This window comes from Pseudomonas syringae pv. tomato str. DC3000 (assembly GCF_000007805.1).
Classification (GTDB): domain Bacteria; phylum Pseudomonadota; class Gammaproteobacteria; order Pseudomonadales; family Pseudomonadaceae; genus Aquipseudomonas; species Aquipseudomonas avellanae.
Window position 1 is genome coordinate 2,796,789 of sequence record NC_004578.1, and the last position, 23,240, is coordinate 2,820,028.

General features: G+C 54.4%; 16 protein-coding genes and 2 pseudogenes. 12 read left to right on the forward strand and 6 right to left on the reverse strand.

Annotated elements, in window-relative coordinates; all coding sequences use genetic code 11:
- Positions 1 to 27 precede the first annotated feature (27 nt).
- The 5 genes and pseudogenes from PSPTO_RS13130 to PSPTO_RS13150 form a co-directional block, all read right to left on the reverse strand.
- On the reverse strand, positions 28 to 708 hold the full coding sequence (locus tag PSPTO_RS13130; protein WP_011104066.1) for a hypothetical protein: 681 nt from the start codon (positions 706 to 708) through the stop codon (positions 28 to 30).
- A complete protein-coding gene (locus tag PSPTO_RS13135; RefSeq protein ID WP_164923175.1) occupies positions 705 to 4,103 on the reverse strand; it encodes a toxin VasX in 3,399 nt (1,132 codons plus the stop codon). The genes PSPTO_RS13130 and PSPTO_RS13135 overlap by 4 nt, the downstream gene beginning before the upstream one ends.
- Positions 4,093 to 4,975: pseudogene (locus tag PSPTO_RS30660) on the reverse strand (DUF4123 domain-containing protein). The gene PSPTO_RS13135 and the pseudogene PSPTO_RS30660 overlap by 11 nt, the downstream one beginning before the upstream one ends.
- Positions 4,968 to 7,010, reverse strand: a complete 2,043-nt coding sequence (tssI, locus tag PSPTO_RS13145) for a type VI secretion system tip protein TssI/VgrG (protein ID WP_011104070.1) — start codon at positions 7,008 to 7,010, stop codon at positions 4,968 to 4,970. Before tssI ends, PSPTO_RS30660 begins: the two are co-directional and overlap by 8 nt.
- Positions 7,011 to 7,085: 75 nt before the next feature.
- Positions 7,086 to 7,601 carry an Hcp family type VI secretion system effector gene (locus PSPTO_RS13150; RefSeq protein WP_007246961.1) on the reverse strand — a complete coding sequence of 172 codons (516 nt, stop codon included), beginning with the start codon at positions 7,599 to 7,601 and terminating at the stop codon, positions 7,086 to 7,088.
- A gap of 500 nt (positions 7,602 to 8,101) precedes the next feature.
- Between PSPTO_RS13150 and tssA the strand changes: the two are divergent.
- Positions 8,102 to 9,079: pseudogene (gene tssA, locus PSPTO_RS13155) on the forward strand (type VI secretion system protein TssA); the annotation flags it as partial.
- A 143-nt stretch (positions 9,080 to 9,222) separates the two neighbouring features.
- On the opposite strand, the gene PSPTO_RS13160 reads toward tssA, so the two are convergent.
- Positions 9,223 to 10,200, reverse strand: a complete 978-nt coding sequence (locus PSPTO_RS13160) for an IS5-like element ISPssy family transposase (RefSeq protein WP_007247571.1) — start codon at positions 10,198 to 10,200, stop codon at positions 9,223 to 9,225.
- Between the two features lie 32 nt (positions 10,201 to 10,232).
- On the opposite strand from PSPTO_RS13160, the gene PSPTO_RS13165 reads away from it, so the two are divergent.
- From PSPTO_RS13165 to icmH, 11 genes are all read left to right on the forward strand, one after another.
- Complete coding sequence (locus tag PSPTO_RS13165; protein WP_226992694.1) at positions 10,233 to 10,841, forward strand: type VI secretion system domain-containing protein; 609 nt, start codon at positions 10,233 to 10,235, stop codon at positions 10,839 to 10,841.
- Positions 10,842 to 10,876: 35 nt separating this feature from the next.
- A complete protein-coding gene (gene tssB, locus PSPTO_RS13170) occupies positions 10,877 to 11,377 on the forward strand; it encodes a type VI secretion system contractile sheath small subunit (protein ID WP_011104071.1) in 501 nt (166 codons plus the stop codon).
- Between the two features lie 29 nt (positions 11,378 to 11,406).
- Entirely contained in the window at positions 11,407 to 12,882 is a 1,476-nt protein-coding gene (gene tssC / locus PSPTO_RS13175) for a type VI secretion system contractile sheath large subunit (protein WP_011104072.1), read from the forward strand.
- Between the two features lie 15 nt (positions 12,883 to 12,897).
- Positions 12,898 to 13,305, forward strand: coding sequence for a type VI secretion system baseplate subunit TssE (gene tssE / locus PSPTO_RS13180; protein ID WP_011104073.1), 408 nt, complete (start codon positions 12,898 to 12,900; stop codon positions 13,303 to 13,305).
- A 97-nt stretch (positions 13,306 to 13,402) separates the two neighbouring features.
- Positions 13,403 to 15,190, forward strand: a complete 1,788-nt coding sequence (tssF, locus tag PSPTO_RS13185; protein ID WP_011104074.1) for a type VI secretion system baseplate subunit TssF — start codon at positions 13,403 to 13,405, stop codon at positions 15,188 to 15,190.
- Positions 15,154 to 16,161, forward strand: a complete 1,008-nt coding sequence (gene tssG / locus PSPTO_RS13190; RefSeq protein WP_011104075.1) for a type VI secretion system baseplate subunit TssG — start codon at positions 15,154 to 15,156, stop codon at positions 16,159 to 16,161. The genes tssF and tssG overlap by 37 nt, the downstream gene beginning before the upstream one ends.
- A gap of 9 nt (positions 16,162 to 16,170) precedes the next feature.
- Positions 16,171 to 18,774, forward strand: coding sequence for a type VI secretion system ATPase TssH (gene tssH / locus PSPTO_RS13195; RefSeq protein WP_011104076.1), 2,604 nt, complete (start codon positions 16,171 to 16,173; stop codon positions 18,772 to 18,774).
- A gap of 1 nt (position 18,775) precedes the next feature.
- Complete coding sequence (locus PSPTO_RS13200) at positions 18,776 to 20,305, forward strand: sigma-54-dependent Fis family transcriptional regulator (RefSeq protein ID WP_011104077.1); 1,530 nt, start codon at positions 18,776 to 18,778, stop codon at positions 20,303 to 20,305.
- 243 nt (positions 20,306 to 20,548) lie between these two features.
- Complete coding sequence (tssJ, locus tag PSPTO_RS13205; RefSeq protein ID WP_007246952.1) at positions 20,549 to 21,040, forward strand: type VI secretion system lipoprotein TssJ; 492 nt, start codon at positions 20,549 to 20,551, stop codon at positions 21,038 to 21,040.
- On the forward strand, positions 21,037 to 22,368 hold the full coding sequence (tssK, locus tag PSPTO_RS13210) for a type VI secretion system baseplate subunit TssK (protein ID WP_010213774.1): 1,332 nt from the start codon (positions 21,037 to 21,039) through the stop codon (positions 22,366 to 22,368). The genes tssJ and tssK overlap by 4 nt, the downstream gene beginning before the upstream one ends.
- Positions 22,350 to 23,240 (forward strand): type IVB secretion system protein IcmH/DotU, encoded by an 891-nt coding sequence (icmH, locus tag PSPTO_RS13215; protein ID WP_046463302.1) that lies wholly within the window; start codon positions 22,350 to 22,352, stop codon positions 23,238 to 23,240. The genes tssK and icmH overlap by 19 nt, the downstream gene beginning before the upstream one ends.

The following is a 23,240-nucleotide window of genomic DNA, read 5'->3' on the forward strand; positions in this document are numbered from 1 at the left end:
GCGCTGTACGTTATCTTGAGCGCACGATCACTTCCAGGCTTTTTCGGTGAACTCCGCCGTTGGGGGCAGCACGGTGTGGAGGAAATTCAGGTATTTGTTGAACAACACCTCATGCTTGAATCGGGCCTCGAAACCGAGCGTGACGTCGGTACGATGCGTGATGATCATCAGACGCTTGCGGTCGACGGTAACGAAGTTGTACTCGCCCCACGGCAGGCTTTGTTCGTGGTGAATGGGGTTTTCCCAATTCAGCAGTTTTAGTGCCGCTATAAACGCCATTGCAACCGGGCCGATCAGAAAGAGCAATGATCCGGTGAGAACGGCGACGAAAACAAATATCAGGATGACGGCTATGGCGATGCCTTTGAAGAAGGATGAGGCGAAGTCAGGGTAGTGGAGGTAGTACTCCAGATGGGCGCAGTCGGTTTTGACGGTGTAGTTGTAGATGGTTTTTTGGCGGATGAGGAGGCCTGTGAAGTAAGCCAGAACCCCTCCAAGTGCAAGTATCAAACCCACCAGCAGATGAGGGTTTTTTAAAAATACTTTCCAGCCTCCCCAAATAAAAAGTGAGCTCCCGATCAGATGAATCGCCGTAAATATGGACTGCGCTATCATGATTTCCCTTGGTGATCTTGCAAGTGTTTTTATTTTCCAGTTTAGGATGTCTTCATCTTTCGGCAGATCCAGAGCTTTTTCCGGCTGATTCATACAGGTGTGCCCTCTGCGACTTCTAGGGTCAGAGCGCCAATCCTGCTTGATGCCTTTACCTCGAGTTCCACTGCAGCCAGGCCGTCAATAGCGGTATCGCCTTTTGTGCCAAGCTCCATCTGAAACAGATAGCTTCTATCGTCTCCGCCAGGATTTAAAAGATTGGCCGGGTACCAGATTTGCAACTCAAGATACGTTGCGTCCTTGTCGAGCGGCACCCAGGTTTCCCAGATGAGGTCTTCGTTTTCAGGTGGCATGCGGGGGTAGGTATAGTCTTCACTCGCCTTGCCAGCAGGCTTGTTGGTAAACATCCCGAACTGTTCGACTTTCCTGAATTGCCCGTGGTCCAGAAAAGCTTCATGTATCGGCTGATCTATTTTTTCTACGGGCAGCACGCCCCATGGTCTCTTGCTACTAACGATATTGAAATGCACGGACAGCCCGCGTAGAAGATTCGGCAAGCGCACTTGTACCCCCGCGCCATTTTGTACCGCTACGCTGTAGTGATCGTTTTTGCCAAGATAACGGTTTTCATAATTCACGGTGCTTTTTACATGGACCTGCGGAGATAATTTTATTTCCATCAGCGCGCGCACTTCGTCATGCTTACCTTCCGCAGTCTCAGCATAGCGATAGTCTTGGGTTATGGACCAACAGCACTTGCGTAGCCACCAGCCGACACTGTCTTGCTTGAAGTAATTAAGGGCCATCGTAGCAAAAAGATAAATCAAGCCTGCTGCCAGTAGCGCTACGCTGAACCACGGACTCATTGCGATAATCGTAAAAACGCCAGCGGGAGAAATGCCTGCCATTAGCTGGGCCGCAGCACCCAATCCCATCACCACTACGGAAAACCCCTTGATGCCAATTCCATATGTTTCTTCTGATGTTTTAGCTGCGTGAAAATCATCTGTAACATCAAATAATTCAAGCGTAACCGCCGCAAGCCCAAACCCACCCATCGCCACCATCGAAACCCTGAACCCACGTATCGCATCACCCCACGCTGCATTTCCCTTGGCTTTCCAGTACGCACTGGACCTGTCCAGAATGGCCACATTCTTGCCATCGATCAGCGCTGGCGTTGCGTCCCTTATGATGCTCCACGGCGCGTCCACAAACACCGCCATCAACAGATTGAAGCTGTACCCCAATCCATACGTCACCTTGCCAATGTCCTTGGTACTGAAATCCCCGTCCCGGGTAAGGTCCCGATAGAGGAAGGCGGTATTGATCAGGTTAAGCATGACCACGCCCCAGGTGATCGTGCCAGCAACGCCGCCCAGTCGGTCGGTCCAGCCTTTGGCGCGGGCGAGCCAGTCCGTGGCGAGGGTTTTGCCAGACTGGAAGTACTGACGAATCTCGTCCTGCAATAGCTTGGCGTATTCGTTGTTCTGAAAGTCGAGCAGGGCAGGGATGCTCAGTTCGTGAACGCGCAGTTTGTGTTTATGGGCCTGCAATTTGCGAGCGGTGCTTTGGCGCGTGTTGTAGGCGTTCGGGTATTGCCAACTGCGCACCAGCTCGCTGATTTGCTTGTTGAGGACTTGCCACTCACTTACCCACTGTTTGAGCTTGGTCACTGTCTGCTCATTGATCGCGACGCGTGCTGTCGAGTCGAGCAATATCTGGCCGATCAGCAGGGTGCGAAGCAACGCAACGATGTTCTGCTGCTTGCCAAGGGCCATGCGGCTGTCGATGGGCACCCATGCCAGTAATACACTTTCAAACCTGGCTTTGCCGGCACCGCTGGCCAGTTCGCCGAGGGCTTTGAAGGTGTCTTGAACAGGCTGTTTCAGCGCCTTCATCCACGGCTTGTCGGCAAAACCCTGATGGTTGAGCACGCCATTGAGTTCACCGATGCGCGTGGCCAGATTAGTGACGTCGCCGAGGCCGTTCAGCAGTGCGTCGGCTTCCTGATGCAGGGCGTGCTTGAGCGCTGGCGAAAAACCATAACGCAGGGTGCCAAACAGGCTGCTGGTGTTGGCTTCCTGCTCGGCGAGCCAGGCATTTGCGGCGCTGTCCTGCGCATAGATGATCTGCAGATTGAGCATGATCGTCTGCAAATACAGCAGGGTTTTCGGGTGTGTGGTGTCGATGAACAGCTTGAGCGGTTCGGTGCCTATATGTGCCGCCCAGTGCTGGAAATCGCTTTGCGTGTCACGCACCTGTTGCAGGCGTTTGTCTCCGGTCGGCAGGTGCTGCAAAAGGTACTGACGCGCACTGCTCAGATCGACCTCGCGCCGCCATTTGTGGCGATCTTTCCAGGCCTGCGCGCCCTCATCGGTCGGCGCGCTGCCATAACGTGTTTCGATCGATTTGCGCATGTCCAGGCTCTTGAACATGTCCGGCAGCAGCAGAAAATCTCCAGGAACGTTGCTACTGCTGATCTGTGCTTCTTCAAGAATGCATTGTTCAAAGTAGGCTTCGACCTCGCTCAGGTACTGATGCGTGCGCAGCGCATCACCGCGCACCGATGCTGGCAGCTTCTCTGCTTCGCTCTCTGCACCGCACAGCGTGGCGACGGTCTGGGCAATCTGGATCTTGTGTTCGTGGGCGCTTTGCCATTCCCGAAAAGCCGCCTGATCGGCCGCCAGCTGCATGCCCAAGTCGTTGAAAACGGCGAGCGGGTCATTGAGGGCAATGACCAGAGAGCTGTCCTGATCGTAGACGCTGCCCTGCCAGAAGACATCGGCGCCCAGCGGTGCCCATAACGGATAGGGTTCTGCACCTTCTGATGGCGGGCGAACACTGGGAATCGCCGAATCTGCAAAACGGCCATCTTCCACAACACAGTCTTTGTCGATATCCGCCACGGCCTCGGCGATGCGATCCAGCGGCAGGGTGTCCGGTTCGGCCATGGTGAGGCAGTAGCTGGCCAGGTCCAGCGCCTTCATCCACAACGCGCGGCTTGGGGCGTGGGAGCGCATGTGCTCGCACATTCGCCATGTCCATTGCAGGGGAGAAAAGGCGATGTGCAGGCGGTGGTCACGCGGGTAAAGCACAAAGGGTTGCCCTTCACCGGCACCGCTTCGCTGGTCGTTACCGATGTGTGCATCGGTCCAGACGATGCGGCTCAGATGGCCGTCGCTGGCTGAGGCTGCGTATTCGTGCAACGTGCCGGCCGTTTCGTCGAACACGTAAACGTAGCCGTCGTACAGTTGGCGTAAGGTGTAACTGCGAGTTTTCAGCGTCGGCAGGTGGGCCCATTGGCCGTCTTTGGGCAGTGGCTTCAGTTGCGCGGGGTCAGCGTCATAGCGCGAGCGATCCAGCGCATAGCGCACCGGGACGATGGCGATATTAGGCCCTCTGAAAGGGCACAGGCTGGTGGCGGTCGCCGGGGTTTTGGGGAACAGTGCAGCACGTCGTTGTCGATGGGTGCCGTTTTTATCGGTCATGCTGAGCATCCGTGGTGTTATGGGTTTTCTGACGGTATTCATCAAGCGCGTCGATGCGCAGTTCCGGGGATAACTGCAGATGTTCGGGGTACAGCGTTCGCCAGGACTGATAGGGGCCTTGTGGTTGGTCAGTGAAATCCAGCCCCCACTCATGGCAGATGTCTGCCCAGGTCGCCAAGGCGTATTCGCTGGTCAACCCCCACGCCATTGCGCCATCGAGCGCCTGTTTCAGCCAGGATTCGATTTGATCATCAGTCTGCTTGGCTAAGGCGAGCGGATCGGTCTTCTTGAGCCAGTCATGGATGCGCTCTTCGAAAATCCAGCGATAGCAGTGTTCAAATGCGTTTAACTGCGGTTCGCCCAGCAGCGCGAAGTGGGGGTGCCAGGTGGTGTTGGGCTGCTCGTTAAAAAAAAACGGCAGGGGGTGAAGCATTGCCATGCTGCCAGCCGCGCAGGGGAGGTTGAACCCACAACTGCTGGATAGGCCCCAGTATCTGACTCAGATGCTCGCGGCTATAGCTTGAAAGCCAGTGATGCAGTACCAACGGATCGGCAAAGCGCAGCAAGCTGGAATTACCAAGGTAGTCGTCCGGGTTGAGGTACTGACGCAAATGCGCCGCAACGACTTTTAAAGAAGCGCTGCTGTGAAAAATGCATGCGTCGATCCGTTGCGCAGCATTCCCATGCCACTCCCGCACGAGCGCGGATTGGCTGGGTAGCTGCACAAGCACAGGTCCCATATCCACGATTTTGGACCATCGTGTTCCCAGATATAAAGGTGCTATATCAAGAGGTTCGTTTAGCTGATACAGCTGTTTTATGGCATCGGGTCGTAACATCCCGTCAATTAACAGGTAGTTGGCCTTATCCATTGCGCGACCTCTTTTTCGCAGCCTGTTGTTCGCAAACCTCACAACGTGGCGTGCGCCTCATGGCCCGCCTCTGGGCATGTGCAAGAACCTCCCCAGGCTTGGTCGTATCAGCTCGCAGTGTCGGACCCGGCAGCAAGGGGGTTGCGCCGGAGCCACTGCCCGGGCTTCCCCCGGAGTTCAAATGGATGGCAGGCCCTCCCACCGTCACGCCGCTTGCGTCAATCTTTATGAAGCTGCCAGCCACTTTGAATGTCAGCTCCATGCCAGCCTCCAGAACAATCTTGTCGGCACTCTTCAAATGGATTTCCTGCCCAGCCTCTGCCAGCAGTGCATTACCCAGTTTCAGGTGCCGAGTCCCACCTACCCTCAGATGGTCGTCCGCTTTGGCTTCAGTCAGCCGGTCGCCATCAACCAGACGGTGTTCCTGAGCCTTGAACTCGCTGTAGCTGTTTGCTTCCACGCGGTCATGACGCTCATGACCAATTCGGATCTTTTGATCATGTTTGATGTTTTGGTCCCAATTGCGCTGGGCGTGAGCATAGATTTGCTCCTGGCCGGCCCTGTCTTCGATACGCAGCTCGTTTGAGCCACCTCCGCCTGGACTACTCAAGGTCTTGAATACGCTGCGCGTCTGGTGGGCGGGCAGGTCATAAGGCGGTACGTGCTCGGCGTGGTACAGGCAGCCACTGACCAGTGGCCGGTCGGGGTCGCCCTCAAGAAACGTTACCAGCACTTCCATACCGACACGCGGGATGGTCATGCCGCCATAACGATTGCCCGCCCAACTGGATGACACGCGCAACCAGCAACTGCTCCGGTCATCGGCCTCAGCGTCGCGATCCCAGTGGAACTGCACTTTGACCCGACCGTGTTTGTCGCAGTGGATTTCCTCACCTTTCGGGCCTGTGACCACGGCGGTCTGACTGCCGAAGATTCTTCGTTTGGGATGACGCAGGGGCGAGCGGTACAAGGCGTACCAAGGCGTGGTAGTGAACGTATTGCGGTAGCCCTGATGAAAGTCGCCGGGGTTCTGAATTTCACATGCGGACTCCTCAAGTACCCGCGGCTGACGGCCTTCATGACGAACGCCGGTCAGCAGCCACAGATCATTCCATTCCTTGTTGGGATGTTCGCTCAGCCTCAGAAAATGGCCACTGACGAGCCGAGCCTGGTTACTGCGACCTTCACCTGACAGGTAATCGTGATTGAGGCGCTCCAGCGCGCGTTGTGCAAGATGATCGCCACGATCACGGCTGGTGAAGCCGCCCGGGTAGTCGTATTCCTGGAGCTCGATACGACGACTGACATTGGCCGATCCCTTGGTGATCAGCAGCGGCTTCTCGAAATGGTAATCGCGGCTATGGTGACTGTTGGGGCGCGTCTCCAGGCGCAGTCTGTAGTGCTGGATGGCCGGCTTTGTGCCCGCCAGGGCGGTGTCCTGTCTGTAGATAACCGGGCCCAGTTCCGGGAACACTGTCTGGTCGTCACCAAACACCAGTTGATGGGCGGTAGCGCTGTGCTCGAAGTGGTAGTGCAGGCCTTCTTCTTCGCACAGCCGCTGAATGAAGTGCAAGTCAGACTCGCCGTATTGCACGCAGTAATCGCGTTTCGGGTAGTTCGTTCCTAGATGAAAATTGAACGTGGTGGCCAGCAGGCCGTGCTTTTCAAGTACCTGTTCAATGATCTGGGGCACCGTCAGGTCCTGAAAAATACGCTGATCAGTACGATGCTCAAGCCGGGCCAGGTGCGGGCGCAACGTGATCGAATAGTGAGTCAAACGTCGACCGGATTCGCCTTGGGCAATCTGATCGATCAGGCCATGGATTCCACCGCCGTCGGGTGCAAACTTTAGGAACGCTGAGCGCCCCAGCAAACTTTCAAGATCCAGCGAAGTGTGCTCGCTGACCAGATCCAGCTTGAAGCAGAAGGGCTGGCTGATGGCTTCGTGACCGGTGAAGGCGAAGACTTGAAAGTCATGGTGGGCGTCAGAAAGGCTCAGACTGAAGTGGGGGAGCGAGATTATTTCGGACTGCATGGCGTTCTCTGTTTACCCTTAGGCTGGTGGCCCCCCCATTGGTTATCGAACGCAATGGGGGGGTTAAGACAAGTATCAGTCCAGACCTAAGTCGTCCAGGTCGTATGATCCGGATGAAGTAGCTATCACGTGATCCCATCTTATTTGACGGTAGGTAAAGTGCACATCCTGCAGATGGATGGCATGCGAGTTATTTGGATCGTCGCAGGTTGGCATGTGGTCTTTTATAGCCACAATAAGCGCCCCATGAAGTGTTGTTCTATAGTAGTTTTGCTCCTTGCCGTCGTTAGTGCGGTACCAATTTATCACAACGTCAGTTAGTTTTTCGCCCCTGCATAACGCTTCCAGAAGTAATGGCGATGCCCGGTCAAATACTTTTGTGATACAAATTGCGTTATGCCTGCGTCGACCAGTAATTTCGCCTGACTGAGCGTCGTAAGGGGATATGATTTCGTGACTGAATGCGTGAACAATTGATTCGTCAGGATGATCTATCTGGCCATGGCCGCCTAAAGAGTCAATGGAACCAGCCTGTTCTGTAATATGACCTTGTTTGGTCCCTGTGACAGATAGAAATGCGGGTGTAGGCATTGGTTTCTCCTGGAAGGTTATTAGCGCTACGCAACGAGATGTGTGCGAAGCTGGATATCGCTATAACAAATATCATGCCAGGTCGCGAGGCGCGTCTGCGGGCCCTTGATGGGGTGCGCATGCGCTCGTTAAATAATAATTTTGTATGCGTTATATATCGGAAATATGCGCAATTTTTTGCGCAGCTCCAGCGTCTTCTTGCGCAGCATGAATGGTGCTGCTTAGCAAGGCGTAAAAGAGTTTTTGCCTTGGCTAGTGGCAGGGTAGTGTGCCAAAAGTTGCGCTTTCGGTTGCAGCAAGAACAGGAGTCTTTTGGCGCGATCTAGAGCCGTACTTCCTACATTTTATTCTCATGACGTGTAGGACTTTTCTGAAAGATTAGACTGACGTTTTTATTCGCTTGTCTATGGGGCAGGTGGCGGATAAGGTATAGGTCAATTTCTTGCCAGGTTTAATTTCTGGCTTTCCATGATAATGATAATGATAATGCCGGAGCGGAGATGAGTTATAAAAACGAGTTATCCGTTCGTTATATAAACATTGCCCGGCATCCGATAGCGGGGCACAGTTATGTGGGTAGCGACATACGCTATTCAGTAGCCTTTGAAGAACTGGAGCGTGAACTGGGCGGCGCGCAATCGTTACTGGGACCTTTGACTATCGACTGGTCGAGAATCAGAGCGGGCGCCGAGGAAATTCTCATCAATCAGTCCAAGGATCTGCGAGTTGCCAGCTGGCTGGTCTGGGCGTTGTACGAGTGCGAGTCTTTTCCCGGCTTGCTGGCCGGCTTGGGGCTCATCCATCACCTTTGTGAAGAACACTGGCAGGTGCTGTTTCCCAAAAAGCCACGAACCCGTTCTGCCGCCATGGGCTGGCTGATACTCAGGCTCGATAAGTTGCTGGTGGAGGACATTTCCATCACCCGTCAGCTTCCGCTCTTTCAAGAGATGATCCAATACCTTGATAGCCTGGATGAGTTGTTGAGTCAGTACCTTGCCGGTAACGCGCCCTTGCTGCTGCCTTTGCGCAGGCGGCTGGCACGCATGATTCAGCGTGCCCTACAGGCCGAGAAAGCGCCTGTCACTGTTGTCGAGCAGGTCAAGCAAGTCGCCGCTCAGCTATTTTCCAATAGCCCCCAAATTGAAAGCGAAAAAGATGCGCAGCGGGTTTTAAGCCAGCATGAAGATACTGTTAAAAGCCTCTGTAAATGGTGGTTGAGGCAAAAAACGACGGATCCGCGCGCTTTCCGCCTTGGTCGGACATTGGCATGGCTCGCAGTGGACAGCGTTCCCGAGTACAACGCGCAGAAAGTAACCCAGCTAAAAGGGTTGCCTGCAGACAGACTGAAAAATTACCAGGAGCGATTTGAACAGGGTCAATTCGCAGATTTGATCATCGATGTTGAGGCCAGTCTTGCGAGTTCACCTTTCTGGTTCGATGGTCAGCACTTGATATGGAACTGCCTGAATGCACTAGGGAAGGTCTGAAGTAGGCATCGATTTTTGACGCTCTCATGGCCTGAGGTTCAAAAAAAGCTCGCCCGATCAGATAATTAGACGTTTTCCGCTCTTAACTCATCGATTTTCCTTCAAACAGCACCTTTCCAAGGCGTTTTTCCGCATTACAGGCGCACCTCTCCCATCGCCAGCAGCCGTTTTCGCACCATCCAAAGGTTCGACAAGGCAAACAGAGTAGCCTGTTGCGCGGTGTTTTTAGCCAGCCCGCGAAACCGGACTTTCGTATAACCAAACTGGCGCTTGATCACGCGAAACGGATGTTCAACCTTCGCCCGTAACTGGGCTTTCGTGAACTCGATTTTGCGATAGACCCGTGCGATCAAACTTTTCTCGCCATGCTTTTTATAACGGCTTGGGCGGGCCGCAATTGACCAGATCATCTGACGATCCTGATGCTCCGCACGCTTGTCCACGCCGGTGTAGCCCGCATCACCGCTGACATAGGTTTCCTCACCATGTAGCAATTGATCAACCTGAGTCACGTCCGCCACATTCGCCGCAGTACCCACCAGGCTATGGACTAAACCCGACTCGGCATCGACGCCGATATGCGCTTTCATGCCGAAGAAATACTGGTTTCCTTTCTTCGTCTGATGCATTTCGGGATCGCGTTTGCCGTCCTTGTTCTTGGTCGAGCTCGGCGCATGAATGATCGTCGCATCGACCACCGTACCTTGGCGCAGCATCAAACCTCGATCACCCAGATAGCCATTGATGACCTGCAAAATCCCGCCTGCCAACTCATGCTTTTCCAACAGACGCCGGAAGTTGAGAATCGTGGTTTCATCGGCGATTCGATCCAGACTCAACCCTGCGAACTGGCGCAGGATCGTTGTCTCGTAAAGTGCTTCCTCCATCGCCGGATCGCTGTAACCAAACCAGTTCTGCATCAGGTGAATACGCAGCATCGCCATCAGCGGATAAGCCGGACGGCCACCTTCGCCCTTTGGATAATGTGGTTCGATAAGGGCAATCAAGCCTTTCCAGGGCACAACCTGATCCATCTCGATGAGAAAGCGCTCGCGGCGGGTATGCTTACGTTTACCCGCGTACTCGGCATCGGCGAAGGTCATCTGTTTCATCAGGGAAGCTCGGTGAAAGGTGTTGGGGTATTTTGCCAAATCAGGAAACCTTTTTCAGAGTTTCCCTAGGGGCCGAAGCTGCACTTCAAGATGTACAGGCGCAATTTGCTTTGCTCCTCAAAAGAATTCCAGATGTCATTCAGCTTCGCTTTCACGACGGCACGCCATTTGCCAATGCTCAAACGCTTCAATGGATTTCGGCGCACATTGTACCGCCTGCACCGTCCGCCGAGCATAGGTGTGATACGGATTTACAACATGACTCACCGGCGTGGGATTCGGTGTATCACGAGCTCATTCCGACCTTGCAAGACAACGGTTTAAAGGCTGCCGTCCAGGTATTGACGCAGCGAATGAGCGATGCCGAGGGCGGCCGGGAAAAGTTTTTCTGGAAACTATGCCTCGCACGAATATGCCACCAGGCGAAAAAATACGATCTTGCCAGCATTCAATTGGAGTTTCTTGACAGGGAGCTTCAAGCCGCAGGTTTGCCTGCATGGGAACCTCAGGTTTTTATTGATGTGTTGCGCTTGCTGCATATCTGCTACGAGCGAATGCCTCAAAACAATAGTTTAGCGTTGCGCAAAGAAGAAGTTTACAAACGGTTGTGCCACTACGATCTAGAAAGTTTAATTGCTTAGTCAATATATATTCGGATTAATCGAGAGGAAACACGATGGCCAGAGAAGGCTCTGTTGCGCCCAAAGAACGGATCAACGTCACATTCAAACCAGCCATCGGGAGCGCGCAGGAAGAAATAGAGCTACCGCTGAAACTTCTGGTTCTCGGCGACTTTACACAGCGGTTCGATGAACGAAAGCTCGAAGACCGTAAGTCGATCAGCATCGACAAGAATAATTTCGATGACTTCATGGCCAAGCAAGAGCTGGAACTTGCGTTGATCGTGCCTAATCGTTTGCAGGCTGACAGTGAGGTTGATGACTTGACTGTCAGCATTAAAGTGGCCTCGATGAAAGATTTCAACCCAGCCAGCCTCGTGGAGCAAATTCCCGAACTGAAAAAACTGATGGAACTTCGTAATGCGTTGATGTCGTTAAAAGGACCCTTGGGTAATACGCCTGCTTTTCGCAAGGCTATCGAGAAGGTCATTTCTGACAATGAATCACGTGGGAAGGTGCTAGACGAGCTCGGCCTCGGTGTAGTAGCGCAGCAGTGAAGTTGACCGTATTTTCAGGGAGTTAATGTATGACCAGCAAAGCTATGCAACAGGGTACTGTCAGCGAATTTCAGCACGGAATCCTTGATCAGATCATCGCAGAAACCAGGCTGAGCCCGGATGATGATGCCTATGAAATTGCCAAGCGTGGTGTTGCTGCGTTTATCGAAGAACTGCTCAAGCCGCACAACAGCAACGAGCCAGTAAAAAAGGCCTTGGTCGATCGAATGATCACGGAAATTGACGCCAAACTGAGTCAGCAGATGGATGAGATCATTCACCATGCAGAATTTCAGGCATTGGAGGCGTCCTGGCGCGGACTGCAGTTACTGATTGATCGAACAGATTTTCGCGAAAATATCAAAATCGAATTGTTGAGCATCTCCAGGCAGGACCTTCTGGAGGATTTTGAGGACTCCCCCGAAGTGGTCCAGTCGGGACTTTACAAGCACGTCTACACCGCTGAATACGGCCAGTTTGGTGGCAATCCGGTTGGTGCAATCATTGCCAACTATTTCTTTTCCCCAAGCGCTCCCGATGTCAAGACCATGCAGTACGTTTCAAGTGTTGCCTGTATGGCACACGCACCATTTATCGCGGCGGCGGGGCCCAATTTTTTCGGGCTTGAGCAGTTCACCGGTCTGCCTGACCTCAAAGACTTGAGAGATCATTTCGAAGGCCCACAGTTCGCCAAATGGCAGAGCTTCCGCCAGCAAGAAGACGCTCGATACCTGGCACTGACAGTGCCACGTTTTCTTTTGCGCAGCCCTTACGAGCCCGAGGAAAATCCGGTTAAAACGTTTGCCTACAAGGAGAATGTTGCGAACAGTCACGAGCACTATCTGTGGGGGAACACGGCGTATGCATTCGCGACGAAGCTGACAGACAGCTTCGCCAAATTCCGCTGGTGTCCTAACATCATCGGGCCGTTGAGCGGCGGTGCCGTCGAAGATCTTCCTTTGCATCACTTCCACAGCATGGGCGAGATCGAGACCAAGATCCCGACTGAAGTGCTGGTCTCTGATCGTCGTGAGTACGAGCTGGCCGAGGAAGGGTTCATTGCATTGACCATGCGCAAAGGAAGCGACAACGCCGCCTTTTTCTCGGCGAGCTCAGTGCAGAAGCCGAAGTTTTTCGGCAACAGCCCGGAAGGTAAGACAGCCGAACTCAATTACAGGCTGGGTACTCAACTGCCGTACATGATGGTGGTCAACCGACTGGCGCATTATCTCAAGGTCTTGCAGCGGGAACAGATAGGCTCCTGGAAAGAACGAGCGGATCTCGAGGCTCAACTCAATAAATGGATTCGCCAGTATATTGCAGACCAGGAAAATCCAAGTTCTGAAGTACGTGGACGGCGTCCGTTACGCTCTGCGCAAATCATCGTCAGTGACGTGGAAGGTGATCCTGGCTGGTACCGGGTCAGTTTGAATGTTCGTCCTCATTTTAAATACATGGGCGCTGATTTCACCTTGTCTCTGGTCGGCAAGATGGACAAGGAATAGTCGAGGAAGACGATCATGAACTTCAACGGTAGCCTTTTCGAGCGGCTTGCCGACAAGACGCAAAAAAAAACCGACCTCAACGAAGAGGAGCGCATAACAGCGTCAATAGCGACGCATCTGGCGAAGCTGCTCGGTACTCGTGCCGGGAGCGTGAACACACTACCGGATTATGGTCTGCCTGAGCTTAATAACGCGAGTCTGAGTGCCCATGACACGGTGAGGCAGTCTCGGCTGGCTATAGAGAAAGCCATTCGTGATTATGAACCGCGCTTGTCTGAAGTTCATGTGATGTCTGATGAAAGCTCATGGTGTGTACTCAAACGAACATTTTCTATTGACGCGTCCCTCGATATGAACGGCGTCAAGAAAACAGTTGTTTTTTCTATAGCCGTAGCGGGGGACGGGCACGTAATTCTCAATTGAATGAGCCAAGCGGCTCATTGTCAGTCGGGGTCGATTCTACTCTGGCATTTACACGTCATTTTTTTGTCTGTCTATGACAGGATCGAGTAGGTGAGCGTTGTCATTTAATCACTATTATCAAGACGAGCTGATGGCTCTCCGCCAAATGGGGGTTAAGTTCTCTGAGCGTAACCCCGCGCTGGCGCCTTTCCTGGGGCAAGTAGGTCTGGATCCAGACGTCGAGCGATTACTGGAAGGGTTCGCGTTCCTGACCGGTCGTTTACGTCAGAAGCTGGACGATGACCTGCCTGAGTTGACCCACTCGCTCATGCAGTTGTTATGGCCCAACTACATGCGGCCGCTGCCCGCGGTGAGCATGCTTCAGTTTGAAGCGCTGACCTGCCCGGCAATTGGTGTGACCGTTGAGCGAGAAACGCCGGTAGAAAGTGAACCCGTCAACGGCATGGTGTGCCATTTCCGTACGTGTTTCGCCACCCGTGTCCTGCCGCTGAAACTGGTGAGTTTGTCCTGCTCGGCAGGCGGGGCGGGTACGGTGCTGAAGTTGCGTCTGGACATAAATGGAGACGGGCACGTTGGCAATCTGGAGTTCAGCCAGTTGCGTTTGCACTTCGCGGGCGAGCGCCATATCAGCCAGGCACTCTATCTGGGGATGATGCGTCAACTTAACGCTATCAAATTATCACCCCTGGATGCGCAGGGCGCCTTGATTATGACGGCCGAGGGAAAGGCGATTGAGCTGGCTATTCCTGTTGATCAAGTAAAGCCTGTCGGGTTTGCGGAAGAAGAGTCGTTGATTCCCTATCCACTGAACACCTTTCGCGGCTATCGCTATCTGCAAGAGTATTTCTTCTTTCCGGAGAAATTCCTTTTCGTCGATGTTTTCGGCGTCGACGTACTTCGTTCGCTGGATGAGGATGTATTGAAGAACACCCGCGGTGTACAGCTGGTTTTTGATATGGAAAGCGCTGAGATACAAGGGCTTCGTCCAGGTGTCGAAAACGTGAAACTGTATTGCACGCCTGTCGTGAATTTGTTCAAGCAAGACGCGCTGCCTATTCTTGCGGACTCAAGGCAGGACGAGTATCTGCTGGTGCCCGCTCATTATGCACGCGGTAGTTGCGGTGTGTACTCGGTCGATAAAGTCACTGGCTGGCAGCCAGGCGGCTTGGGTTATCAGCACTATGTGCCCTTTGAGTCGTTTGAACACGATTCTGCTGTCAGCGTGAAAAGTGACTCGCCTTACTACAGCGTCAGGCACCGGGCTTCCCTGCAACACAGCGGTCTTGACACTTTCCTGAGCTTCGATCTGCGTGCGGAACGGGCGCGTGAGACGGTGTCCATCGAGTTGACGTGCACCAATGATGAACTTCCGCAAAAGATCAGCGTGGGTGGCATATGCAAGTCGTGTGACGGCACCCCTGATTTCTTGCGCTTTAAAAACATAATGCCCGCCACGCGAAGTTTCGCGCCGCCCATGACGCGAGATTTCCTTTGGCGCGTCATCAGTAACATGTCGTTGAATTATTTGTCGCTGGCCAATATTGAAGCATTGAAAGTCATTCTCGAAACCTATGACTTGCCCCGGTATTACGATCCGAGGGCGGAGAAAGTCAGTCAGCACCTGTTAAAGGGGTTGAAATCCATACGTCATCAACCCGTCGATCGTCTGCATAACGGTCGGCCGGTAAGGGGCGTGAAGACCGAGTTGACGGTCCAGCCTGACGGTTTTACAGGGGAGGGCAGCCTTTTCCTGTTTGCTTCTGTCCTGAACGAGTTCTTCGCGCTGTACGCGAGCCTGAATTCTTTTCATGAACTGCACGTCACGAGCACACAGGGTGGAGGCTACCAATGGAAACCACGGATGGGGCAGCAACCGCTGCTCTGAACGCGCTGTGTCATGACATCAGGGAATATTCGATTTATCAGGCCATCCCGCTGATTTTGCAAATGCTGCGTGGGATTCACCCTGATGCCGATGATCAGGGGATTCATGACTTTCTCGAACTGCGGGCCAACCCCGGCCTCGGGTTCCCGGGCAGCGATATTGACTGCATGGCGCTTTTTTACGAGCAGGGTCATGTGCATGTACGACTGGATCTCAATGTCATGAGCTTGACTGGATCAGGGTCCCCGTTGCCTGCTTTTTACGCCGAGCAAGCACTGGAAGACCGAGACAAGCCCAATACCACGCGAGACTTTGTCGATATTTTCAATCACCGCTTACAAAAACTGATGGTGCCTGTATGGCGCAAGTATCGCTATCACGCAGCGTTTACCACCGGCGCAACCGATCCATTTTCCGAGCAACTGTTCGCCCTGATCGGTTTGCATGGGGAGCGCATTCGCGAAACTACCGAGTTGAACTGGAAGCGGTTATTGCCCTATCTCGGGTTGTTGAGCTTGCGTGCGCATTCTGCTGCGCTGATTGAATCGGTGCTTCGTTACTACTTCAAGCACGCACAATTATTCATTGAGCAGTGCGTTGAGCGAACGGTTGACATAACTCCTCCGCAACTCAACCGCCTCGGAAGAGCCAATAGCCGGTTAGCGTATGACGCAGTGCTGGGCAGCCGGGTTCCTGATCGGGGCGGCAAGTTTCGTATTCACATAAAACAGCTCGACTGGAAGCGTTTCCACGAGTTTCTGCCCATTGGCCCTGATTACCCGCCACTGGGTGCGCTCGTGCGGTTCACCTTGCGCGACCCGCTGGATTACGACGTCTGTCTTGAGCTTGTGCATGAAGACATCAGAGATTTGCGCATCGGCCAATCAAACGCGTGTCGCCTCGGCTGGACCAGTTGGTTAGGGCGCGAGCACGCCTTGGGCCTCGTGACGCTCAACAGACCGACTCATTAAGGACTCTCCATGATCGATGTAGACCTGCAGCAACTCGTTAAAGCCCTGGATGCCCCCACACGCAACGAACTCGAGGGGGCCGCAGGGCGTTGCGTGTCCAGAGGCAGTAGCCAGATTCTCGTTGAGGATATGTTGCCTGGCTTGCTGGAACGACCGGATGGAATGCTGATGCGTGCGCTATCGGACGCAGATGTCTCGACTGCCGAATTCGCAGGCCTGATCCTTGTGCCTGTTGAGCATAGCGTCGACCGAACCCCGGTATTCGCCGCCGAACTTGTTCAATGGTTTCAGGACGCACTTCTTATTGCCACGCTGGATTTGGGGCAGAGTCACATTGATCAGGCTGCGCTGATTCTTGCGCTGCTGCGCAACCCGTTGCGTTATGCCGATCGTCCCTACCAGCCACTCCTGGCGAAAATCAACATTGAACGCTTTCGGGACTATGTGCTTTCCAGGCAGGCATCCGGCACAGCAAGGCAAGCGATACATCAATCTGATTCACTGCTCGAACGCTTCACTCATAACCTGACGCAGCAGGCCCGAGAGGGGTCGCTTGATCCGGTGCTGTGCCGGGACGACTGCCTGCGGCAGATGGTCGACATACTGGCTCGCCGCCGCAAGAACAATCCGATTGTGGTGGGCGAGGCGGGTGTTGGCAAAACTGCAATTGTCGAAGGGCTGGCGCTGAGAATCGTTCGGGGTGAAGTTCCTGACCTATTGAAAGATGTCGAACTGTTGTCTCTTGATATGGGCCTGCTCCAGGCAGGTGCCAGTATCAAAGGCGAGTTCGAGCGTCGCTTGAAGGGCGTCATTGACGAGGTCAAGTCTTCGCCGGGCTCTTTCATTCTGTTCATTGATGAAGCCCACACTCTGATCGGCGCAGGTGCAAATGCTGGAGGCTCAGACGCTGCCAACATTTTGAAGCCAGCACTGGCACGTGGCGAACTGCGCACTATCGCGGCAACCACCTGGGCCGAATATCGACAATACTTTGAGAAGGATCCGGCGCTTGCACGTCGCTTTCAGCCGGTTCGCGTGCTTGAGCCCACGGTCGAACAAGCCGTCACCATCCTGCGCGGGCTCGCTCCACTGTATGAACAGAGCCATGGCGTCTATCTACGCGACGATGCGGTGGTGGCCGCTGCCCGGCTGTCGGCACGCTATATATCCGGTCGGCAGCTGCCAGACAAGGCAATCGATCTGCTTGATACAGCCTGCGCCCGAGTGCAAATCAGTCTGGTCGCGGTGCCTGAGCGCCTTGAGCATCTTCGCAGCGAGATGGTTCAGCAGCAGAGACACCTTGAGGCCGTGCAGCGTGATGCCGATGCAGGCTTGTCGGTGGATGACAAGGTGTTGAGTACACTGGCATCCAGTGTGTCGCGTATCCGCAAGGAAGCCATCGTGCTTGAAGACGCCTGGCTTGATCAGCGAAAAACCGCCAGGCGGGTGCTTGATCTGCGTCAGCAACTTGCCCACCGAAAAATACAGCAGAACGCTCTGACCACTCTGGACAGTGATTGTCAGGCCACCCAGGCGCTGGAGTCCGAATTGGCTCAGGCTCAGCAGACGATCCTCAGCACGCAGCTGAAAGACCGTCTGGTGAGCTTCGAAGTATGTCCCAGGTTAGTCGCGCAAGTGGTCAATGCCTGGACCGGCATACCGCTGTCGCAGCTGGTCCAGGAACACAGCCTTTCCATTGCAGATTTTTCGTCTGACCTGCGTCTGCGCATTCGGGGACAGGAGCAGGCTGTGCAGGTTCTTGAAAGGGCAGTGAAGGCGTCGGCGGCAGGTTTGAATGCGCCGAATGCACCTACTGGCGTGTTCCTTCTGGTGGGTCCCAGTGGCGTGGGCAAGACCGAAACCGCTATCGCTCTGGCTGATCTTTTATATGGCGGCGAGCGCTTTCTTACGACGATCAATATGTCCGAGTTTCAGGAAAAGCATACGGTCTCACGCTTGATCGGCGCGCCTGCGGGCTACGTTGGCTATGGCGAGGGAGGCATGTTGACCGATGCCGTTCGACAGAAGCCGTACTCGGTGATTCTGCTTGATGAAGTCGAGAAGGCTGACCCGGAAGTAATGAACCTGTTCTATCAGATATTCGACAAGGGTGTCGCCAACGACGGCGAAGGCCGGGAAATCAACTTCCGCAACACGCTTATTCTGATGACTTCCAATCTGGGCGGTGATCTGATCCATGCGAGCTGCCGAGAGGGTGAGCGTCCGGATGCCGACGAGCTGGCTATGAGAATAAAGCCGCTACTCACCGCGCATTTCAAGCCTGCTTTACTGGCCAGGATGCGAGTAGTGCCTTATTACCCCGTTACGGGGGTGGTGCTCCATGAATTGATCGAGTTGAAACTGAGCAGGCTTGGGGAAAGGCTCGAATGCCGCGGGCTGACCTTCAGTTATTCTCCGGATCTGACTCGCTATCTGCTTGAATGCTGCACCCAAAGCGACAGCGGTGCGAGGTTGATTGATCACGTGCTGGAGTCACGCGTGACGCCGCTCATCGCCGACCGACTGCTGAGTGCCGCGAGCAGCGGTGACAGCGTCTCCAGGGCGCACGCAACACTTGACGCTTCTGGCGGCATTGTCTGTGAGTTCGAATAACATGACCTCACCGTTCAACGCACTGCCCGACCCGCTGAGTTATGCGCAAACGCTGGTTTCACACTACTCGATCCTCTCACAGGCTGATGAAAGGCGATCCCTGCTGGAGGGTTTCGTCAGAGCGGCTGCCGAACTCAGCGGCTGTGAATCAAGCCAGTTGTTTCTGCTCGATAGCAAACACAAATGTCTCGGCCTCGCTGCGCAAATCGTAGAAGGCGTCATTCGGTCCTGCAGCAGGAAGGCATCACCGGAAGACTTCTGTGACTTGCCTCTGCTGCGTTTCAGTCTGCTTCAAAACCGGGTCGTCAGTATTCCGGAAATCAGCAGCAGCCCCTACGCAACAGACTGTTTGCCCGTGCAGGAACATGCATGGCAGTCACTGCTGTGCATTCCGCTGCCAAGCCGCGACAACATACCCGTCGGGCTGCTGGTCTGTGCGAGCAGGCAATGCCGACCGCTGGACGGCTATGCAGGCTCACTGGGTGCATTGGGCTCGTTCGTGATTTCTCAGTTGGGTCTGCTCGCGTTACCGGACAAGCCTGGCAGCGCCGCGTCTCACCCGCGAAGGCCCGCCGCAAAGCCCGCGCAATTCGGGCTTACCGGAAACAGCGCAGCCCTGGGCCGCACAACCCATCTTCTCAGCAAAGTGCTGGACAGCACCTGCACCATTTTGCTTACCGGTGAAACCGGGACAGGCAAGGAAGTGGTATCTCGTGCCCTTCACGAGTACGGGCCTCGGCGCCTGAACGCCTTCGTCGTACAGAATTGTGCTGCATTCCCGGAAGCTCTGCTGGAAAGCGAGCTGTTTGGCTATCGCAAGGGCGCTTTCACCGGTGCTGATCGGGATCGACGTGGCCTGTTCGATACGGCTCATGGCGGTACGCTTCTGCTTGATGAAATCGGTGATATGCCGATGCTGTTGCAGGCAAAGCTGCTACGCGTATTGCAGGAGGGAGAGATTCGTCCGCTGGGCTCCAATGAAGTGCGCAAGGTTGATGTACGAATTATTGCGGCCACCCATAGGGATCTTCCTAAGCTGATTGCCGAGGGGCGCTTTCGTGAAGACCTTTACTACAGGCTGGCCCAGTTTCCCATTGAACTTCCTCCACTGCGTAAACGTGTAGAGGACATAGAAATACTGGCCAGGCACTTCTCCGATATGGCCTGCCGCCAATCACAGAAAGAGCCTGTGCAGTGGTCGGAAGCTGCGTTGAGCGTTTTATCCGGGTACGCCTTTCCAGGCAACATTCGGGAGTTGAAGGGGTTCGTCGAGCGCGCAGTGCTGTTATGCGAAGACAATAAGTTGCGGCCCGAGCACTTTCCGATTGCCTCCGATTCAGTGAGCCATCCGGCCTGTTTAACACTGCGCGAACACATCGAGCAGTTCGAGCGTGGCGTTCTCATGGAGTGTTTGCGCGACAGCAACGGTAATCGCAGTCGTGCAGCCCGCACATTGGGTGTATCGCGCCGTACTCTGCTTTACCGTCTGGCTCATTTGAAAATGGGCGCCACTCATGAAAAGCGTGATTAACCGTATCTCCAGACTGCCTGTTCATTTCTTTTTTTGAGGAGCTGTTTCAATGAACTTCCATTGTGGGCCTGCTTTGATTTTTATGCTGCTTGCCTTGATGTGCATTAGCGGGTGCAACGGCCATTACCGGTTCAGCGATGATCAATACCGCGCGCTGGGCAGCCCCGAACCGGTCAATCGCGATAACTAACAATAACGCGAAAGGTTGATGGCCTTCGCTCCAGACTTGAAGGAATAACTTAGATGATTTTTTATTGCACCCGGCTGGCCCGGTTACTGCTGTTGCTCACGCTCGCCGGTTGCTCAGCGCTTTCGCCATACTCTACACAAACCCGTCTGGATATCACGCTACGCGCGGACCATCAGCTCAATCCGGATTTGAATGGCCGGCCGTCTCCAGTTGTTCTGAAACTGCTGGAACTCAAACGTCCGGTCACGTTTCAATCGATGGATTTCTTTTCACTGTATCAGCGTACGGATCACGTAATGGAGCAAGACCTTGTCGCAAGCGAAGAGTTTGAGCTTCGTCCCGGCGAGAGCATTGCATTGAAGCTGAAACTGGAAGAGGGCAGTCGTTACGTCGGCCTGTTGGCGGCTTATCGCAACCTGCCGGAGACCCGCTGGCGTCATGTGATTCAGATAATCCCCGAACAACAGAATCATGCTGCTTTCATCCTGGGTGAGTCTGGCATCCAGCGAGTCGACAGCCCGATCAGCGCAGGAAATCCCACATGAATTCGCACAAGGTTATCTGGCAGGAAGGCATGCTGCTGCGTCCGCAGCACTTTCAGCATAACGACCGTTATTACGATCATCAGTTGAAAGTCCGTACCCGTCTGGCGGGGGCCTTCAACTGGGGGTTCACGGCGCTGGAAATTGATCGGCAATTTCTGAGCTCTGGGCAGATTGTGCTTAACCAGGCCTCGGGCATATTCCCGGATGGCAGCGTCTTCGATATCGGTGACCGTGAGCGTCCATTGGCGCTGGATATTGCGCCCAACACTTCAAACCTGTCGGTCTATGTAGCACTGCCGATCGTAGCGGGTAATTGCATCGAGGCACGCAGCCAGGAACAGTCGGATGTGTTCGCGCGTTTCACCGCCTACGCCGCCAGCGTCGCGGATTCCAACGCTGGAGAGGGCAGTTCCACACCGGTTGTCTGCGCGCGCCCCGAGTTTCGTCTGCTGCTGGGTGAACCACAAGGCGAGCACACCTACGTGATGCTCAAGTTGTGCCATATCCTGATCTGCAGCCCTGACAAGGCAATAACACTGGACGCTGAATACTCTGCCACATTCGTCAATGCCGGCGGTTCCCGGTACTTGATGTCGTGCCTGAAGGAGGTCACAAGCCTGTTGCAGCACCGAGGCGATGTCATTGCTGCGCGCATCAGTTCGCGCGGCCAGGCCAGCGATGCCGAGGTGGGTGATTTCATGATGTTGCAATTGATCAATCGCAGTGCGTTGGTGCTTCGGCACTATCTGGAGACTCGACATCTTCACCCTGAAGAGCTGTATCGCTTATTGCTGACGCTACTGGGTGAGCTGGCGACGTTTGGCACTGAAACAAGGCGCCCTCGACTGGAAAGCAGCTACCAACATACAGATCAGGCGGCGACGTTCAGGAGTGTGATGCTTGCCATTCGACAATTGTTGTCGATGGTCGTTGAACAGCATGCGCTGGAACTCGAGTTGCAGCCCAGGCAGTACGGTGTGTTGGTTTCTCCTCGCATCGACGGTGAGCTGCTGGGAACCGCCTCATTTGTGCTGGCTGCCCGCGCGCAATGCGATGCCGAAGAACTGCGCGTTCGATTGCCGTCGCACCTCAAGGTCGGTTCTGTGGAGAGTATCCGTGAACTGGTAGCGTTGCATCTTCCCGGTATCAGGCTCAGGCCGCTGCCCGTGGCACCCCGACAGATCCCGTTTCATGCCAACAAGACTTACTTCGTTCTCGACATCAACGATCAGGAGCAGATTGGAATCGATAAGTCCGGAGGGTTCGCCTTTCATGTGTCAGGCGAGTTCTCGGGGCTTGAATTGCAGTTTTGGGCGATCAGAAACTGATGAACGAATTGAACGATGAGCAAGGCCGTCGCGAAGACAGCACTATTGACTATGGCTGGGTTGATGCCGCCCGGGGCGATGACCTGTTTACCGACGTCAACGACACGAATATCCCTGAGGGCCCAACGGCGCGACGGGTCCAGAACTCCGGGAGAACAGACGAGCGCTTCAATATTCATGTCAATCCGCTGGTTGCAGCGGCAAGCGGGCTGCTTGCTCAGGTAGCGAGGCTGCCTGTTGCAGACGAAGTTGGCGATATTCATTTTCTCAACGTACAGCTGTCGGACCAGGTAAAGCTGTTCGAGGCCGAGGCCCGCAAGCGCGCAATCGATAACGATCAGCTACTCGCCGCACGCTATGTGTTGTGCACGGTGGTGGACGAAGCTGTTTTGAATACGCGCTGGGGCAGCGCAAGTGACTGGTCGAAGATCAGCCTGCTGAGCCGCTTTCACAAGGAAACATTCGGCGGGGAAAAGTTCTTTCAATTGCTCGAAAGACTTTCCACCAACCCGTTCAAACACTTGCCGATGCTTGAGTTGATGTACCTGTGTCTGGCACTCGGGTTTGAAGGGAAATACCGCTCGACCCGCCGTAATAGCAGTGAACTGGAAGATATCCGGGACAGCCTTTACCGGCAGATAAGGCACCTCAGAGGCGACGTCTCTCGAACCCTTTCACCTCACTGGCAGGGCGCGGAGTCATCACGTAACGGTCCGCTGCGTATTGTGCCGATATGGCTGATTGTGCTGTTCACCTTTACCAGTCTGACAGTGCTGTATTCGGGGTTCGCCTGGGTGCTGAGCGAGCAGCGTGAGGCTGTACTCACACCTTATCGGTCAGCACTTTCGACAGTGCTCGAGCCTCGATCCTGA

Coding starts and splice junctions, on each gene's coding strand:
- PSPTO_RS13130 (WP_011104066.1), bottom strand. CDS start 708: ATGAATCAGCCGGAAAAAGCTCTGGATCTGCCGAAAGATGAAGACATC.
- PSPTO_RS13135 (WP_164923175.1), bottom strand. CDS start 4,103: ATGACCGATAAAAACGGCACCCATCGACAACGACGTGCTGCACTGTTC.
- tssI (WP_011104070.1), bottom strand. CDS start 7,010: ATGCAGTCCGAAATAATCTCGCTCCCCCACTTCAGTCTGAGCCTTTCT.
- PSPTO_RS13150 (WP_007246961.1), bottom strand. CDS start 7,601: ATGCCTACACCCGCATTTCTATCTGTCACAGGGACCAAACAAGGTCAT.
- PSPTO_RS13160 (WP_007247571.1), bottom strand. CDS start 10,200: ATGAAACAGATGACCTTCGCCGATGCCGAGTACGCGGGTAAACGTAAG.
- tssB (WP_011104071.1), top strand. CDS start 10,877: ATGGCCAGAGAAGGCTCTGTTGCGCCCAAAGAACGGATCAACGTCACA.
- tssC (WP_011104072.1), top strand. CDS start 11,407: ATGACCAGCAAAGCTATGCAACAGGGTACTGTCAGCGAATTTCAGCAC.
- tssE (WP_011104073.1), top strand. CDS start 12,898: ATGAACTTCAACGGTAGCCTTTTCGAGCGGCTTGCCGACAAGACGCAA.
- tssG (WP_011104075.1), top strand. CDS start 15,154: ATGGAAACCACGGATGGGGCAGCAACCGCTGCTCTGAACGCGCTGTGT.
- tssH (WP_011104076.1), top strand. CDS start 16,171: ATGATCGATGTAGACCTGCAGCAACTCGTTAAAGCCCTGGATGCCCCC.
- PSPTO_RS13200 (WP_011104077.1), top strand. CDS start 18,776: ATGACCTCACCGTTCAACGCACTGCCCGACCCGCTGAGTTATGCGCAA.
- tssJ (WP_007246952.1), top strand. CDS start 20,549: ATGATTTTTTATTGCACCCGGCTGGCCCGGTTACTGCTGTTGCTCACG.
- tssK (WP_010213774.1), top strand. CDS start 21,037: ATGAATTCGCACAAGGTTATCTGGCAGGAAGGCATGCTGCTGCGTCCG.